At 57.9% G+C, this 15,952-nt stretch carries 14 protein-coding genes; 12 read left to right on the top strand and 2 right to left on the bottom strand.

All coding sequences use genetic code 11. The features are described from left to right. Positions 1-67: 67 nt before the first annotated feature. Positions 68-1,696, top strand: a complete 1,629-nt coding sequence (locus G411_RS0112195) for an NAD+ synthase (RefSeq protein WP_022959495.1) — start codon at positions 68-70, stop codon at positions 1,694-1,696. A gap of 83 nt (positions 1,697-1,779) precedes the next feature. Here G411_RS0112195 and G411_RS0112190 read toward each other — a convergent pair whose 3' ends face one another. Beyond that, positions 1,780-2,649: an outer membrane protein assembly factor BamD gene (locus tag G411_RS0112190; RefSeq protein WP_022959494.1), complete on the bottom strand. Its 870-nt coding sequence runs from the start codon at positions 2,647-2,649 to the stop codon at positions 1,780-1,782. Positions 2,650-2,745: 96 nt separating this feature from the next. On the opposite strand from G411_RS0112190, the gene rluD reads away from it, so the two are divergent. The 7 genes from rluD (at position 2,746) to G411_RS20315 (ending at position 11,412) form a co-directional block, all read left to right on the top strand. After that, positions 2,746-3,705, top strand: coding sequence for a 23S rRNA pseudouridine(1911/1915/1917) synthase RluD (gene rluD / locus G411_RS0112185; RefSeq protein ID WP_022959493.1), 960 nt, complete (start codon positions 2,746-2,748; stop codon positions 3,703-3,705). Continuing rightward, positions 3,702-4,475 carry a peptidoglycan editing factor PgeF gene (pgeF, locus tag G411_RS0112180; RefSeq protein ID WP_022959492.1) on the top strand — a complete coding sequence of 258 codons (774 nt, stop codon included), beginning with the start codon at positions 3,702-3,704 and terminating at the stop codon, positions 4,473-4,475. The genes rluD and pgeF overlap by 4 nt, the downstream gene beginning before the upstream one ends. Before the next feature lie 117 nt (positions 4,476-4,592). Next, positions 4,593-7,181 carry an ATP-dependent chaperone ClpB gene (gene clpB / locus G411_RS0112175; RefSeq protein ID WP_022959491.1) on the top strand — a complete coding sequence of 863 codons (2,589 nt, stop codon included), beginning with the start codon at positions 4,593-4,595 and terminating at the stop codon, positions 7,179-7,181. Between the two features lie 189 nt (positions 7,182-7,370). Next, positions 7,371-8,864 (top strand): DUF4331 domain-containing protein, encoded by a 1,494-nt coding sequence (locus G411_RS0112170; protein ID WP_245542387.1) that lies wholly within the window; start codon positions 7,371-7,373, stop codon positions 8,862-8,864. A gap of 29 nt (positions 8,865-8,893) precedes the next feature. Further along, a complete protein-coding gene (locus tag G411_RS0112165) occupies positions 8,894-9,112 on the top strand; it encodes a hypothetical protein (protein WP_022959489.1) in 219 nt (72 codons plus the stop codon). 81 nt (positions 9,113-9,193) lie between these two features. Next, a complete protein-coding gene (locus tag G411_RS0112160; RefSeq protein WP_022959488.1) occupies positions 9,194-10,330 on the top strand; it encodes a hypothetical protein in 1,137 nt (378 codons plus the stop codon). Continuing rightward, a complete protein-coding gene (locus tag G411_RS20315) occupies positions 10,327-11,412 on the top strand; it encodes a HupE/UreJ family protein (protein ID WP_022959487.1) in 1,086 nt (361 codons plus the stop codon). Before G411_RS0112160 ends, G411_RS20315 begins: the two co-directional genes overlap by 4 nt. On the opposite strand, the gene G411_RS0112150 is transcribed toward G411_RS20315, so the two are convergent. Continuing rightward, positions 11,413-11,856: a DUF4124 domain-containing protein gene (locus G411_RS0112150; RefSeq protein ID WP_022959486.1), complete on the bottom strand. Its 444-nt coding sequence runs from the start codon at positions 11,854-11,856 to the stop codon at positions 11,413-11,415. It lies immediately after the preceding gene. A gap of 492 nt (positions 11,857-12,348) precedes the next feature. On the opposite strand from G411_RS0112150, the gene G411_RS0112145 reads away from it, so the two are divergent. The 4 genes from G411_RS0112145 to G411_RS20310 all read left to right on the top strand — a co-directional run bounded on the left by G411_RS0112145 (position 12,349) and on the right by G411_RS20310 (position 15,923). Next, entirely contained in the window at positions 12,349-14,097 is a 1,749-nt protein-coding gene (locus G411_RS0112145; RefSeq protein ID WP_022959485.1) for an acetolactate synthase 3 large subunit, read from the top strand. Continuing rightward, positions 14,097-14,588, top strand: a complete 492-nt coding sequence (gene ilvN / locus G411_RS0112140) for an acetolactate synthase small subunit (RefSeq protein ID WP_022959484.1) — start codon at positions 14,097-14,099, stop codon at positions 14,586-14,588. The genes G411_RS0112145 and ilvN overlap by 1 nt, the downstream gene beginning before the upstream one ends. Before the next feature lie 108 nt (positions 14,589-14,696). Beyond that, positions 14,697-15,053, top strand: coding sequence for a TfoX/Sxy family protein (locus G411_RS0112135; protein ID WP_022959483.1), 357 nt, complete (start codon positions 14,697-14,699; stop codon positions 15,051-15,053). Between the two features lie 81 nt (positions 15,054-15,134). Beyond that, positions 15,135-15,923: a phytanoyl-CoA dioxygenase family protein gene (locus G411_RS20310; RefSeq protein WP_022959482.1), complete on the top strand. Its 789-nt coding sequence runs from the start codon at positions 15,135-15,137 to the stop codon at positions 15,921-15,923. Positions 15,924-15,952: the final 29 nt, after the last annotated feature.

The following is a 15,952-nucleotide window of genomic DNA, read 5'->3' as shown; positions in this document are numbered from 1 at the left end:
AATACCGCGTCGACGGCGAGCGGTGCCCGGTTGGGGCGTGCCGCTACAGCAACACGGAATCCCTTTAATGACCACGCTTCGCATTGTGACTGCTCAGATTAACCCCGTGGTGGGGGATATCGAGGGCAATACCGACAAAATTCTCGATACCATTGCGCGGGCCACGGCGGCCCACAATCCGCAACTGATACTGTTCCCCGAGTTGGTGGTCACCGGCTATCCGCCTGAAGACTTGTTGCTTCGTGCCAGTCTTTCTCATCGCGTCGATCGCGCACTGCAGCGCATCGCGCAGGCAACTAGTGAAGCCTACGTCATTGTCGGTTATCCGCGCAGTCGCGAAGATGGACTGTACAACGCCGCCGGGGTGTTTTATCGCGGTCGCATGCAGTATGAGTATTTCAAACAATGCCTGCCGAATTACCGCGTATTTGATGAGAAACGCTATTTCAGGGAAGGCAAGGAAAGCCTGGTGTTCGATTTCTTTGGCGTACCGACGGCGGTCAGTATCTGCGAAGACGTCTGGCAGGATGGCCCAACGTCGGCGGCACGCTCTCAGGGTGCGCAGTTGATGCTTAACCTGAGCGCCTCGCCATTTCACGCGGGTAAACAAATCGAGCGTGAAGCACTGCTGGCTCAGCGCGCCTGGCAGGGCGGAATGCCAGTGGTGTACTGCAATCTTGTCGGCGGTCAGGATGAGCTGGTTTTCGACGGCGCTTCGATGCTGGTATCCAAAGAAGGGGAGCTGCTGGCGCGCAGCCCGGCCTATCAGGAGCATCTCGCCTGCATGGATGCCACCTGGAACGGCAAAACGCTGAGCTTTGCCGAGGGCGACATTACCGACCTCAAGCCGGTGCTCGAAGACGTCTACGAGACGCTGGTGCTGGGCGTTCGCGACTACGTAAACAAAAACGGTTTCAAAGGGGTGGTTCTCGGTCTGTCTGGCGGTATTGACTCTGCGCTGACGCTGGCGATAGCCGTCGACGCACTCGGTGCTGAGCGGGTCGAAGCCGTGATGATGCCCTTTCGCTACACGTCGTCGATGAGCGTGAGCGACGCCGAAGAGCAGGCTCGGTTGCTGGGCGTTCGCTATTCCTGTATTTCCATTGAACCCATGTATGACGCCTTTATGGCGGCCTTGGCTGACGAGTTTGCCGGGCTGGAGGCGGATACAACCGAGCAGAACTTGCAGGCGCGTTGCCGGGGCGTGTTGCTAATGGCGATTTCCAACAAGAAAGGCTCGCTAGTGCTGACGACCGGCAATAAGAGCGAGGTTGCTGTCGGATATTCAACCCTCTACGGCGATATGGCGGGCGGCTTTGATGTGCTCAAAGATGTGGCGAAGACCCGCGTATTTGAGCTGGCGAGATTCCGCAATACCCGCGCCGCTGCCATTCCACAGCGCGTCATAGATCGCCCACCTTCGGCCGAACTGGCGCCGGATCAGAAAGATGAGGACAACCTGCCGCCCTACGAGACGCTCGACAAAATTCTCGAGCGCTATATCGAGCGCGACGAAAGTGCCGAGGCCATTATTGCGGAAGGCTTTGACCGAGAGACGGTTTACCGGGTGCTGCGGCTGGTAGACATTAATGAGTACAAGCGCCGTCAGGCGCCGATTGGCACAAGAATTACCGAGCGGGGCTTTGGTCGCGATCGACGCTATCCGATCACCCAGAAGTGGCCTATTGGTGACTAAATTGGCGACTAGGTTGTCAGTGGCGAAAACTTTGGGCAAATAAAAAGGGCGCTTATTGCGCCCTTTTTATTACCGGTCAGGAATTACTCCTGACCCTTCTGGCGGTTGTCAAAGCGCGGTGGCTCATAGCGGTCGATCAATCCGAAGGTCGCTTTGTTGAGGAACGAGCCTTCCTGATCAATACCCACTTCGCTCAGGAAGTTGCCGTCTTTGTCCAGGTTTGGATGGTCGGGGTAGTTTCTGCGCAGCACGGTCAGTGTCTGCTCAGCAAGGTCGTCCATACCCAGCAACAGGTAGGCTTGAACCATCACTGCCAGCGCGTCCGGCACGGCCGGCGTCTGCGGCAGGTTCTCAATCACATAGCGGCCACGGTTAGCTGCGGCCAGATAGGCTTTGCGCTTGAAGTAATAGTTCGCCACGTTAATTTCGTAACGGGCCAGTCGGTTGCGCAGATAAATCATCCGCGCCCTGGCATCGTCGGCGTAGGCGCTGTCGGGGAAGCGTTGCAGCAACTGACGGAAGTCTTCAAAGGACTGGGTAGCTGCGCCTGGATCGCGCTGGGTCATATCGGTGGGAATAAACCGCTCGAGTAAGCCTTCGCCCTCGGTGTAGTTAGAAAGGCCGCGCATATAATAGGCGTAGTCGACTTTCTCGTGGCCGGGGTGCAGACGAATAAATCGGTCGGCGGCGGCGACGGCGGCTTCGTTATCACCCGCCCGATAGTGGGCGTAAATGATTTCCAGCTGTGCCTGCTCGGCGTAGGGGCCGAAGGGATAACGACTTTCCAGCATTTGCAGGTTCTGAATGGCAAGTGAAAAATTCTTGCTGTTCAGGTAGCCTTGCGCGGTTTCGTAGATCTCCCGCTCCGACAGCTCAGGCCGGTCCGGTTTACTGGCACAGGCAGCCAGCGTGCTTATTAGTAGGAGTGCTAGGAGCTTGGTAAACGCGTTCATGTATCCGTTCCAGATGGCGGAAAAACCCCGCTTTGCGAGGGCCTGCTATTTAACCACAGCGGCAGGGTGGTATAAAGGAGGCCCCGGAGATTCACTATGACAGAAATTATCAATCGCCAGGAAGCCGTACCGGCCGCTTTGAACTATGCGCGTTTCGACCAGGCGGCCAGCAGCATGTTCCCCGAATTTTCCCGTTCGCGTTTGCAGGCCTGGATTAAGAGCGGTGCGCTCAAGGCCAATGGCGAGGTATTGCGTCCTCGCGACAAGGTGCACGAGGGCGACGTACTCAGCCTGAGTGCCGAGCTGCAGCCAGAGGGGCGCTTTGAGCCCGAGCCTATTGCGCTGGATGTGGTCTATGAAGACGAGGATATCCTGGTTATCAATAAGCCCGCGGGTCTGGTCGTGCACCCCGGTGCTGGCAATCCCGGCGGCACGTTGCTTAATGCACTGCTCAATCACAGCCCGGTGATGGACACGCTGCCGCGCGCCGGTATCGTTCATCGCCTTGATCGCGATACCACCGGTCTTATGGTGGTGGCGAAAACGCTGGAAGCCCATAACGATCTGGTCATGCAGTTGCAGGCTCGCGACGTCCACCGGGAATACGATGCGGTGGTGATGGGCAGTATGACCGGTGGCGGTGTCGTCGACGAGCCGATGGGGCGACACCCGCAGCAGCGCACGAAAATGGCGGTGCTGCAGGTGGGAGGCAAAGAGGCGATTACTCACTATCGTCTGCAAAAACGTTACCGGGACCACAGCCATGTGCGCTGCTTTCTGGAAACGGGGCGTACCCACCAGATTCGCGTCCATATGGCACATATTCGCCATCCCTTGGTCGGTGACAGCACGTATGCCGGGCGACCGCGTCTGCCCAAGGGCGCGAGCGAGGAACTGGTGGATATGCTGCGAACCTTTCCGCGCCAGGCACTGCATGCCCGCAAACTGGAGCTGCAGCATCCACGCAGCGGCGATACCCTGAGTTGGGAAGTGCCTCTGCCGGACGATATGAAAGCCCTGCTGGCGGTACTTGATGCCGAGGAAAAACGGCGGTGATACTGCCCGACTGGCCTGCGCCCGCGAATGTACTGGCGGTGAGCACCGAGCGGGAAGCGCCGTCGGGCGGCGGTGCCAGCGAAGGGGATTACGCCAGTTTTAATCTTGGCGACCATGTGGGCGATCACCCCGATGCCGTGGCGGCTAATCGCCGTGCTTTGTTGAATGACTTAAAGCCAAGGGGTGTCGAGGCTATCCAGTGGCTCCAGCAAGTGCACGGCACCGCCGTGTTTCACGCGAATGAGGTATCGCCTAATGCAGCGCCCCCACCGGAAGCCGATGCAGTGATGACTGATCGTCGCGGGCTGGCACTGGCAATTATGACCGCCGATTGCCTGCCGGTATTGTTCTGTGATCGTCGGGGCACACAGGTGGCTGCTGCCCACGCGGGCTGGCGGGGACTGTGTCAGGGCGTGCTGGCAGAGACCATCGCGTCTTTTACTTGCCCCCCGGATACCTTGATGGCCTGGATGGGGCCCGCAATCTCGATCCGGCATTTTGAGGTAGGAGCGGAGGTGCGGGATACCTTTCTCGACGCGTTTTCAGGGCCGTCAGCAGAAGACATTGCCCGCTGTTTTGTCTCTCAGCCTGGGGTCGGCGACAAATTTCACGCGGATCTCTATCAACTGGCCCGTCTTCAGTTGAAAAGCTGTGGTGTTGCCGCCATATACGGGGGACAGCACTGCACGTTTGCCGATGAGAGTCGTTTTTACTCTTACCGGCGTCAGCCGCGCTGTGGCCGTCAGGCCAGCTTGATTGCCCTGGTGTAGCGTCACGGAAGTCGCACATTTTTTTCAGCACACCTTGAAACTCCGTTACGCAACCCCATCTCTATAAAAGACCTTATTAATAGTGTGGTTAATGCCGCGCTGATGGAGATGCCGCTTATGCGTATTGATCGATTCACCAACTCACTGCAAACCGCGCTGGCCGATGCCCAGTCGCTGGCGCTGGGGCGCGACCATCAATATATCGAACCCGAACACCTGCTGGCCGCGATGCTGAAGCAGCAGGGCGGTTCCGTGCGTCCGATGCTCAGCCAGGCCGGCGCACAAGTCGCCTCTCTGGATACCGCCGTGAATGCGGCCCTGGATAAACTGCCCCGCGTCGAGGGTGCGCCGGGCGATGTACACGTCTCACAAAGCCTGGGGCGGGTTTTTAATATTACCGACAAGCTGGCGCAACAGCGCGGCGACGCCTATATCTCCAGCGAGCTGGCGGTGCTCGCCATGCTGGAGTCGGCCAGTTCGGTCAGCAAGTTGCTCAAGGATGTGGGCGTGGACAAAGCGGCGCTTGAGGCCGTGATTGAAAAGTTACGAGGAGGGCAGGCGGTGAACGACGCCTCTGCGGAAGAAAACCGGCAAGCGCTGGAGAAATATACCATCGACCTGACTGAGCGCGCGGAGTCAGGCAAGCTCGATCCGGTGATTGGTCGCGACGATGAAATCCGCCGCACTATTCAGGTCTTGCAGCGCCGCACCAAGAACAATCCGGTGCTGATCGGTGAGCCCGGCGTGGGTAAAACGGCGATCGTCGAGGGCTTGGCGCAGCGCATTATCAACGGTGAAGTGCCCGAGGGTCTGAAGGACAAGCGAGTGTTGTCGCTGGATCTGGGTGCGCTGCTGGCCGGTGCCAAATTCCGCGGTGATTTTGAAGAGCGCCTCAAATCGGTTCTGAATGAGCTGGCCAAAGAAGAAGGTCGGGTCATTCTGTTTATCGATGAGCTGCACACGATGGTCGGTGCGGGCAAAGCCGATGGCGCGATGGACGCGGGTAATATGCTTAAGCCGGCGCTGGCTCGTGGCGAGTTGCACTGCGTGGGCGCGACGACGCTGGATGAGTATCGCCAGTACATTGAAAAGGACGCCGCGCTGGAGCGTCGCTTCCAGAAGGTCCTGGTGGATGAGCCCTCGGAAGAAGACACCATTGCAATTCTTCGCGGCCTGAAAGAGCGCTACGAAGTTCACCACGGTGTTGATATCACCGACTCGGCAATTATCGCCGCGACCAAACTCTCGCAGCGATATATCACCGACCGGCAGTTGCCCGACAAGGCCATCGACCTGATCGATGAGGCCGCCAGCCGCATTCGCATGGAAATCGACTCCAAGCCGGAGGTGATGGATAAGCTTGAGCGCCGTTTGATCCAGTTGAAAATTCAGCGCGAGGCGGTGAAAAAAGACGAGGATGAGTCTGCCCGCAAGCAGTTGGATAAACTCGATGCAGATATCGACAAGGTGGAGAAAGAGTACGCTGATCTGGAAGAAGTCTGGAAGGCGGAAAAAGCCACCCTAAGCGGCAGCGCCCAGGTGAAGAGTGAGCTGGAGCAAGCGAAGCTGGATCTGGAGGCGGCCCGTCGCAGCAGTGATCTGAGCAAAATGTCTGAGCTGCAATACGGCGTAATTCCCGAGCTGGAGAAACAGCTGGCGTCGGCGGATGCGGCTGAGCACGGCGAGATGCAGCTGCTGCGTAACAAGGTATCGGACGAAGAAGTGGCCGAAGTGGTGTCCCGCTGGACAGGCATTCCTATCAGCAAAATGCTGGAGGGCGAGAAAGACAAACTACTGCGCATGGAAGACGCGCTGCACAAGCGCGTGGTGGGGCAGGCCGAGGCGGTGGATGCAGTGTCCAATGCAGTGCGTCGCAGTCGGGCAGGCCTGAGCGACCCCAATCGCCCCAACGGGTCTTTCCTGTTCCTCGGGCCGACCGGTGTGGGCAAAACCGAGCTGTGTAAGGCATTGGCCAATTTCCTGTACGACAGTGAAGAGGCCATGGTGCGTATCGACATGTCGGAATTCATGGAGAAGCACTCCGTGGCACGGCTGATCGGTGCCCCTCCGGGCTATGTAGGTTACGAGGAAGGCGGTTATCTCACCGAAGCGGTGCGCCGTCGGCCATACTCACTGCTGCTCCTTGATGAGGTGGAGAAAGCGCATCCGGATGTGTTCAACATTTTGCTGCAGGTGCTGGATGACGGTCGACTGACCGATGGCCAGGGTCGCACCGTGGACTTCCGCAACACAGTGATTGTGATGACCTCCAACCTCGGTTCGGATGTGATTCAAGAGCTGACCCGCAATGGCGCCGAGTATGGCGCGATCCGCAATGCCGTAATGGATGTGGTATCCGGTCACTTCCGCCCCGAGTTTATCAACCGTGTTGATGAGCTGGTGGTGTTCGAGCCGCTGGCGAAGGATCAGGTGCGGGCGATTGCCAATATTCAGCTCGATATCCTCAACAAGCGTCTGGCCGAGCGCGAACTAAGCCTGGTGTTGAGTGACGAAGCGATGGATCGCCTGGCGGAAATCGGCTTCGACCCGGTATTCGGTGCACGGCCGCTGAAACGCGCGATCCAGCAACAGATCGAAAACCCGTTGGCACAGCGTCTGCTGCAGGGAGAATTTGTTCCGGGACAGCAAATCCGGGCAGAAATTGATGGAGATCAACTCAGCTTCAAGGCGGCGACGTTACAGTAGCCCTGCGACAAAGCAACCCGCCCTTTACATGCCCGGCTCTCCCGCCGGGCTTTTTTTTTTGATCCAATCACCGTCAGCGCCTCGTACGCCTAGTTGCAAAAAATAAGTACATTTACGTACATTCGAGGTAATGTCATGAGAGCTGTCCGATTTATAAGTCGGTTCGCGCTGCCAGCGCTGACCGCGGCTGTGTTTGCATTGAACGCAAACGCTTCTAGCCACAGGGAAGCACCATTTATCGCTGGCGCACCCAAAGTCGACGGAACCGACTTCTATCTCTTTCGCAGTTATGAATCCGGCCGCGATGGCTTCATCACGGTTATCGCAAATTACCAGCCGTTGCAGGATGCCTATGGTGGCCCCAACTATTTCACCATGGACCCTCAGGCGCTGTACGAAATCCACATCGATAACAATGGCGACTCGCGAGAAGATTTGACCTTCCAGTTTCAGTTTTCCAATACCTACGGGCAGGCGAATGCCAGCGGGTTGATCAGTGACGGCCAGGTGAAAACCGGGGAGGACGAGCAGGGCGGCGATATTTTGGTGCAGGTGCCACTTGCTGCTGTCGGAGGCGGTAGCGGTACCTCGCCGGGTCTGCTGAACGTGGTCGAGACATTTACGGTGGACCTTGTCTCCGGAGACCGTCGCAGTGGGCAGGAGAGCTCTGTGACCAATCTCAGCTCCGGTGCCAGCCAGTTCGTGAAGCCCGTTGATAACATCGGCAATAAGACGATTCCCGATTACGAAGGCTACGCGGCGCAGTTTGTTTACGATATCGCCATCCCTGGCTGCAGCAGCTCCGGACGGATGTTTGTCGGTCAGCGGCAGGAAGGCTTTGTGGTGAACCTCGGTCAGGTATTTGATCAGGTGAACCTCAACCCGCTGGGTGCGCGCGACAGCGCCAGCAACACGATCGGCGACAAGAACGTGACCTCGCTGGCGCTGGAACTGCCTATTTCCTGTGTTACTACCGACACTGAAACCGTGGTCGGTGCCTGGACGACGGCGAGCAAGCCGCAAGCCCGTCTGTTGAACTCGAAGCCGGTGGGTCCGGTCGCCGACAGTAATGGTCAGGGCCCCAGTGTTGAGGGCGGCGCTTGGACGCAGCTTTCACGATTGGGCAGCCCGTTGGTGAACGAGGTAGTGATCGGTATTACCGACAAAGACAAGTTCAATGCCAGCGAGCCCGCTGACGACGTGAGCAATTTCGCCAACTATGTGCTGTACCCGACACTGCCGGTGCTGGTCGATGTGCTGTTCCCCGGTGCCACCACCGTTCCTGCGACCCCGCGTAACGACCTGCTGGCGGCATTCGTTACCGGTGTGGCGGGCCTGAACCAGCCGGCATCCGTTCAGCCCGGCGAAATGCTGCGTTTGAACACGCAGATCGCGCCAGCGCCGCTGGTTTCCCAAGGCGAACTGGGCTTCCTTGATTGTGATTTGGCCGGCTTCCCCAACGGTCGTCGTCCGGTTGACGATGTGGTCGATATCGCCCTCACTGTGGCACTGGGTGCGATTACTGCCAACAACCCCAACCAACTGCAAACCTGCGATCTCAGCGGCGTAGCTCCGGTAATCGTCAACGCTGGCGCGGTGGCAAATGACGGCGCCAAGCCCGATCGCTTCAGCTACCTCTCTGGTTTCCCGTATCTGGCGACACCTATCGCGGGTTCACCCTGAGGCCAATGGCGCAGACAGGAGAGAGAGTGATGAAAAAGTGGATACTGTTCGTTGGGTTCATAGTAAGCATCAGCGCCTGTTCATGGGATGATGATGGCGATGGTCGTCAGAAGGCTGATCGCGATGGGGTCTTTGCTGCCACCTTTGCACAGGCCTTCAATCAGCAGCCCAATGACGAGCCGATTGATGTCAACGGCGTGAAGCCGGAAACGCTGGATCAGCAGTCTTATGACGGCTTCATAAAATAGCCAGGCGATTTAGCAGAACGAGGGGGCGACATGATCGCCCCCTCTTTGTTAGGGCTCTTTAGGAATCGTTAGGGAGGAAAGATGGTGCCCAAGGACATATGGCTATTCACGCTTGGCCTGCTGATGGCGGGTACGGTGGATGCGGCGATTCCGCCTGTTGCCTGGCCTGCTGATGAGTTTCGTTTGGCAAAGGTTCCCCTCGTTGTCGCTCCGCCTCAAGACCCGACGTCCGCCAAAAAGGCGGATGTGGCTGAGCTGCTCGACGAGGTCGAGCAGGCCATCCGCGCTTTTCGTGAACAGGGGAACCCCCGCCGTTTGGGAGAAGCCGAGCGTCTGCTCAACGGCGACCTTTCCGCGGAGGAGGTCAGTCGTGATCAACGCTGGCGCTATGCCTTCTTGCAGTCGCAACTGGCCCAGAGCTTGCACCAGTTCGAGCGCGCCTGGCACTATTTGACGGAGGCTGAGCGGAGTATTCAGCAACTCGAGGAGCCTGACAGGCGTCGCGATGCGACGATGCAATGGTTACTGGCGGCCTACCACCTGGCTTTGGTCCAGGGGGATTACGCGGTAGCGCAGGGTCACTGCGCGGCGATGGGAGAGCTTGTTGCTAGCCTTTACCGTCAGGCCTGCCAGATATACTTGCGCGGCCTTCGGGAGCAAGACCCCGGTGCCTTGAACGAGCTGCACGCACTGATCGCGAACCACTTGCTTGGCGGCGATGTCGCTTTGCATTGGATAGCGGTCTCTCGAGCTGACCTTGCCGATCGCCTTGCCGATGACAGTGCGCTCGACGCATGGCGGATGGCGCTGCTGCTTTCACCTGAAGATCGTTACACCCGTTCCAGATACTGCGAAGCCGCACTTAGTGCGGAACAGTTCCAGCGGGCACTGAGCCTGAGCGCGGCTGAGGCGGATGATGAGGCGATGCTGTTGTGCCGTTTGATGGCCCTGCATGGGCTGACATCGCAGGCGTCTGTCGACGCGGACCTGCAAGCGGACTACCTGCAACTGCGAGCGCAGGTAGAGCAACGCTTCACCGAAATGGCGCGGAGGGGGGACATTCCCGCCAGTCGACACCGTGCGCGTTACCTGCTTGAGATTGAGGGGCGGCAGCGGGAAGCACTGAAAATGGCCGAAGAGATCTGGACTGAGCAGCGTGAGTGGCCAGATCGGCAACTGCTGTTAGATGCCCGTGCCGCCGTGGGGGATGAGCGATGAGGGCGTTTCTATATCTGCTGTTGCTCAGCGCGTTGCCGCTTGCTGTGCAGGCGCATAAGAACAGCGACAGTTTTCTGTACTTCCATGATCAGTCTTGGCGGCTGGATATCGCCGTCGAGGATCTGCAGCGCCTCGATGATATCGACCGCTCACCCCGCGATGGCGTCGTGACGGTCCGAGAAGTGCGTGATGCCGAGGCGGCGTTGGGTGACATTATTGACGCCGGATTGTCACTGACTCGCGGTCAGCTTCGCTGTGCGCTAGACGTCAAGCTGATTGGCTTTACCCAGCACAGTGACGGCCATTACGCCGCGTGGCAGCTTGAGTCACCTTGCAGCGAGGAGCCCGAAGGTCTGTCGCTCAGCTACCGACTACTATTCGATATCGACCCCTTTCATCGGGTTCTCTACGACCTGCAATATCAGGGTGAGACGCTCAAGCTGGGAGTGCTGGGGCCGAGTGATCCGACGCTAGAATTCGCTAGGGGCGATGTTTGGAGTACCGCAGGTACTTTCTTCTGGCAGGGCATGTTGCACATGTTGCTCGGCTACGATCATTTACTCTTTTTGTTGGCATTGCTGCTGCCCATTGCGCGTGGTGGGGAGTATCGGGGAACACGCAGGGATGTACTGAAGGCCAGTGCCTGGGTGATTACTGCCTTTACTGTTGCCCACAGTGTAACGCTGGTTGCCGCAACGCTGGGCTGGGTGGTCTTGCCCTCGGGGCCGGTCGAGCTTCTGATTGCGATTTCGATTGTGGTCAGCGCGCTGCTGGCAATCGCCGGTCGTGACCGGGGGCGTCAGTGGTTATTGGCTGCCGGTTTCGGCCTGATACACGGTTTTGGCTTTGCCAGCATGCTGAGTGAACTACTCAGCGGTTGGCGCAACACCGCGCTGGCTCTGGCGAGCTTCAATATTGGCGTTGAAGTGGCGCAGTTATTGGTGATGGTGCTACTGCTGCCGCTGTTGCTGGTGGCCAATCAACGCGTTTGGTATCGCCGCTACGGGTACTACGGCCTGTTGTGGTTGATCGCGGTCGCTGGGCTTTGGTGGGCTGCCCAGCGATTGAAATACTCGCCGTGATCAGTTGCAGTGGATGCGAATGGCTTCTTCAGCGCGCAGGCGTTGCTGCTCAATTTCCTCGGCTGTCAGGTACCTTGCTTTGCCGTCAGCGTCTGTCGCTCTGATTCGGGCGCCGTGCGTCGAGAGCGATTGCAAGTTGCCCTTGGCCTGCTCGCAAATGCTTGGGTCTTTGGGAGGCAGTACTTCCATTGAGGCGTTGTCGGCGGGTGACGCCTGGGGCGCTTCGCCGTCTGCGGCTGTCGGTTCATCCTCAGAGATACTGCGTCGCCCGGTCTGGGTTTCGACAAACTCATAGCGCTGTCCGACCGGTGGCTGCTGACTGAAGTGCACTTTGCCCTCGCTGTCGGTCCAGCGATAGTAACCGCTCTTGGCGGCGAGCAGGTGACTGCTGCTAAGCATCAGGGTCAGCCCAAGGCCGGAAATCAGCAGAATTTTCTTTATCATCGTCGACAGCTGCCAGAGTGAATCGTGTTCTGATTATGGCAGATTCCCTCTGTGCCACACAAAGGCGGATCACAATTTCGCTGAAGCGCGGAAAAGCCGTAAAAAACTGGCAGTTAGGCGCAGTTTGCCTTGACAAAAAAGGGGGCAGGTTAAAAAATAGCCGGTCTACCCGTAATGGGTTTGATGGCTGTTTTCCGCGCTGCTTACCTGCGGCCAATTTACAGAGTGCAACTAAAGCTGTTGTGCTGCTACACACGTAGTTCCATTCACTCAGCAGACACATGACCTGTGTTGCGAGATTGCCCGCTTCGCTTACCCCGCGAGGCAAATATGGCCGCGATGGCGGCATTTGGCGATTCGCCCAAACACTGCAAGGTGTTTGGCAGGTATGTGTTTCGACATCACATGCGTTCACATTAAGTGCGTTTCCGGTTGGCAGCCGGGGGCGTGGCGACGGAATTTTTTGATTCAGACTGAAGCGAGGGTCTTTCAGTGGAGTTGTTATCTGGCGGCGAAATGATCGCACGCGCCTTGGAAGACGAGGGTGTTGAATTCATCTTCGGCTACCCCGGTGGCGCGGTACTACACATCTACGACGCATTGTTTAAAAGTTGCAAGGTGCCGCATATTTTGGTGCGTCACGAGCAAGCGGCCACCCATGCGGCCGACGGCTATGCGCGCGCAACCGGCAAGCCGGGCGTGGTGCTGGTCACCTCTGGTCCGGGTGCCACCAATGCCATTACCGGTATTGCCACCGCGTACATGGATTCGATCCCGATGGTGGTGCTGTCGGGGCAGGTAATGAGCCACCTGATCGGCGAAGATGCCTTTCAGGAAACGGATATGCTGGGTATTTCACGGCCTATCGTGAAGCACAGCTTCCAGGTTACCAAGACTGAAGAAATTCCCGAGATGATCAAGAAGGCGTTCTACATTGCCTCCAGTGGTCGTCCCGGCCCGGTGGTGGTTGATCTGCCGAAGGATTTGACTAACCCGCACGACAAGTTCGAGTACAACTACCCGAAGAAGGTGAAGCTGCGCTCTTACACGCCGGCCAGTCGCGGTCACAGCGGACAAATCAAGAAGGCCGCCAGCCTGCTGCTGGCCGCTAAGCGCCCGGTGATTTATGCGGGTGGTGGTGTGGTGCAGGGCAATGCCTCTCCACAGCTGCGTGAGTTGGCGAGAGAATTGAACTTCCCGGTCACCAATACGCTGATGGGCCTGGGGGCCTATCCGGGCAGCGATCGCCAGTTCCTGGGTATGCTGGGCATGCACGGTTTCTACGAAGCCAACAATGCGATGCATCACAGCGATGTGATTCTGGCGGTGGGTGCACGTTTCGATGACCGCGTGACCAATACCACCAGCAAGTTCTGCCCCGGTGCCAAGATTATTCATATCGATATCGACCCGGCGGCGATCTCAAAAACCATCAATGCCGATGTGCCGATCGTTGGCCCGGTGGATTCGGTGTTGACCGAGCTGATCGCACTGGTGCGTGAGCTGCGTACCGAGCAGCCTGAGCTGCCAGATCAAAGTGCCCTCAAGCACTGGTGGGAACAGATCGACGAGTGGCGTGACACTCACGGCCTGTGGACCAAGCCGCGTTACGACACCAGCACGCCGTACATCAAGCCGCAGCAGGTTATCGAGACGCTGTGCAAGGTGACCGGCGGCAAAGCCTTCGTCACGTCCGACGTGGGCCAGCACCAGATGTTTGCGGCTCAATACTACAAGTTTGATGAGCCACGCCGCTGGATCAACTCCGGTGGCCTGGGCACCATGGGCTTTGGTCTGCCCGCGGCGATGGGCGTCAAGCTGGCTTTCCCGGATGCCGACGTGGCCTGTGTGACGGGCGAAGGCAGCATTCAGATGAACATTCAGGAGCTGTCGACCTGCGCCCAGTACAATATCCCGGTGAAGATTCTCAATCTTTACAACGGCTATTTGGGCATGGTGAAACAATGGCAGGACATGCAGTACGAAGGCCGCTACTCACAGAGTGTGTACGAGGACTCGCTGCCAGATTTCATTAAACTGGCTGAGGCCTATCACCACTCCGGCGTGAAGGTCACTCAGTTGAGTGACCTGGAAGAGGCGATGAAAGAAGTGTTTGCCCGCAAGAACGAGCTGGTATTCATGGATATTCATGTCGATCCCCACGAGCACGTGTACCCCATGCATGTGGCCCCCAACGGCAGCATGCGCGATATGTGGCTGAGCAAAACGGAGCGGACCTGATGCGGCGGATTATTTCAGTACTCATGGAAAACGAGCCCGGTGCACTGTCGCGGGTAGTGGGCCTGTTCTCACAACGCGGTTACAACATTGAGACGCTCAATGTGGCGCCGACCGAAGACCCGACCATGTCGCGGCTGACCCTGACCACCATCGGCGACGATCACAAGATCGAGCAGATCACCAAGCACCTCAACCGCTTGGTGGACGTGGTCAAACTGGTCGACCTGTCTGAAGGCGCGCATATCGAGCGCGAACTGATGTTGGTAAAAGTGCGGGCGACCGGTGCCCAACGCGCCGAGATCAAGCGCTGTACCGATATCTTCCGTGGCCAGATCGTGGACGTAGGCCCCAGCGTGTATACCATTCAGGTGACCGGCGCGGCCGACAAGCTCGACTCCTTCCTGGAGGCGGTCGGTGAGGCCGCAATTATGGAAGTGGTACGCAGCGGCGTATCCGGTATCGCCCGGGGCGAGAAAGTCCTCAGTCTGTGACCTCGAGTCGCTGCGAGAGATTGTGAACAAGGCGCCTGCGGGCGCCTTTTTTGTGGCTCGCATCCAGCCCGGTATAGTAGTCAGCATCGTTATTGCGGGAGGCATGGCGTGGGCGCTGCCGATCAAGAATTCACTGAGCATGTGCTCGACCTGATGCAAGTGGTCGGTCCGGTTACTGCGCGGCGCATGTTCGGCGGCTACGGCTTGTTTCTCGACGGGCTGATGATTGCGCTGATAATAAAGCGGGTGCTGTATCTGAAAGCCGATGCATTGAGTAAAGACGACTTTGTCAGCGAGGGGCTGGCCGCCTTCGAATATCACAAGCAGGGCAAGCCTTACACCTTATCGTATTACGAGGCCCCGGAAACCGTCTTTGACGATCTCGATGCCATGCGCGAATGGGGCAACAATGCCTATGGCGCTGCCTTGAGAGCGGCGGCTAAGAAAGTGCGTAAACGCGATTAAGGGGAGTGGAATGGCGTACCCGATTGACCGGCGTTGCCGGTATAGAGGATTGTGTTCTTACCCGCCGGTCTGCGACGAAATATGTTCGAGGTACATCAAGCCGTGAATCCTGAGTACGAGCGCGATGGTTATTTACGGGTTGCTGGCGCTTTTTCGTCGGCGGAAATTGCCCAGCTAAACACGCTGTTGAGCGCGTATTACTCCGCATGGATCGAGACCAATGAGGAGGCGTTCCGGCTTGGGGCGATCAACGCGGCTTACCTGACCGCGCCGGATATACTCAGTCCGTCACAGCGAGAAACCCTGTTTCAATTTTTGGGTTCTCGTGCATTGATGGCCCAGGTCAATGCGGTCTTTGACTCAGCGCCATGCTTCATGAATACCCAACTGTTTTTCGATCCTGCGGACCCGGCTCAGGCAAATTACTGGCATCGCGATCCTCAATACCACCTCGATGAATGCCAGCAGCGTGCAGCGTTAACAGGGCCTGAGGTCGTGCATTTCCGCATCGCGACAAAACACGAGTCGGGTATCGAGCTGGTGCCTGGCAGTCACCGTCGCTGGGATACGCCCCAGCAGTGGTCGGTGCGAATGGGGCTGGCGGGGCGGCAACCGGCGGATGATTTGCCGGGAAGCAAGAGGATTGCCCTGGAGCCCGGAGATCTGCTGATTTTCTCCGCCAATATGCTGCATCGAGGGCTTTACGGTGGCCAGCGCCTGGCATTGGATGTGCTGTTTTGTGATCCCGACCCAAGTCTACTAGAATTCCTCAGCCGCCATTGCCTGCCTGGCCCGGAGGCCATTGCCAAAATGGATATGCCATCCGCGTTTCTGAATACACTGGCGTTGATGGCAGATAATCACAATTAGTCGATACAGGGCAGGCGGTAGACATAACA

Source organism: Spongiibacter tropicus DSM 19543, assembly GCF_000420325.1.
In the GTDB taxonomy this organism is placed as follows: domain Bacteria; phylum Pseudomonadota; class Gammaproteobacteria; order Pseudomonadales; family Spongiibacteraceae; genus Spongiibacter; species Spongiibacter tropicus.
The sequence above is the reverse complement of the archived record's forward strand: the minus strand, read 5'-3'. Positions and strand labels throughout refer to the sequence as shown.

Excerpts from the sequence above, each read along its gene's own strand:
- rluD (WP_022959493.1), top strand. The coding sequence starts at position 2,746 with ATGACAGAAATTATCAATCGCCAGGAAGCCGTACCGGCCGCTTTGAAC.
- G411_RS20315 (WP_022959487.1), top strand. The coding sequence starts at position 10,327 with ATGAGGGCGTTTCTATATCTGCTGTTGCTCAGCGCGTTGCCGCTTGCT.
- G411_RS0112190 (WP_022959494.1), bottom strand. The coding sequence starts at position 2,649 with ATGAACGCGTTTACCAAGCTCCTAGCACTCCTACTAATAAGCACGCTG.
- G411_RS20310 (WP_022959482.1), top strand. The coding sequence starts at position 15,135 with ATGTTCGAGGTACATCAAGCCGTGAATCCTGAGTACGAGCGCGATGGT.
- G411_RS0112195 (WP_022959495.1), top strand. The coding sequence starts at position 68 with ATGACCACGCTTCGCATTGTGACTGCTCAGATTAACCCCGTGGTGGGG.
- clpB (WP_022959491.1), top strand. The coding sequence starts at position 4,593 with ATGCGTATTGATCGATTCACCAACTCACTGCAAACCGCGCTGGCCGAT.
- G411_RS0112165 (WP_022959489.1), top strand. The coding sequence starts at position 8,894 with ATGAAAAAGTGGATACTGTTCGTTGGGTTCATAGTAAGCATCAGCGCC.
- G411_RS0112150 (WP_022959486.1), bottom strand. The coding sequence starts at position 11,856 with ATGATAAAGAAAATTCTGCTGATTTCCGGCCTTGGGCTGACCCTGATG.
- ilvN (WP_022959484.1), top strand. The coding sequence starts at position 14,097 with ATGCGGCGGATTATTTCAGTACTCATGGAAAACGAGCCCGGTGCACTG.
- G411_RS0112160 (WP_022959488.1), top strand. The coding sequence starts at position 9,194 with ATGGTGCCCAAGGACATATGGCTATTCACGCTTGGCCTGCTGATGGCG.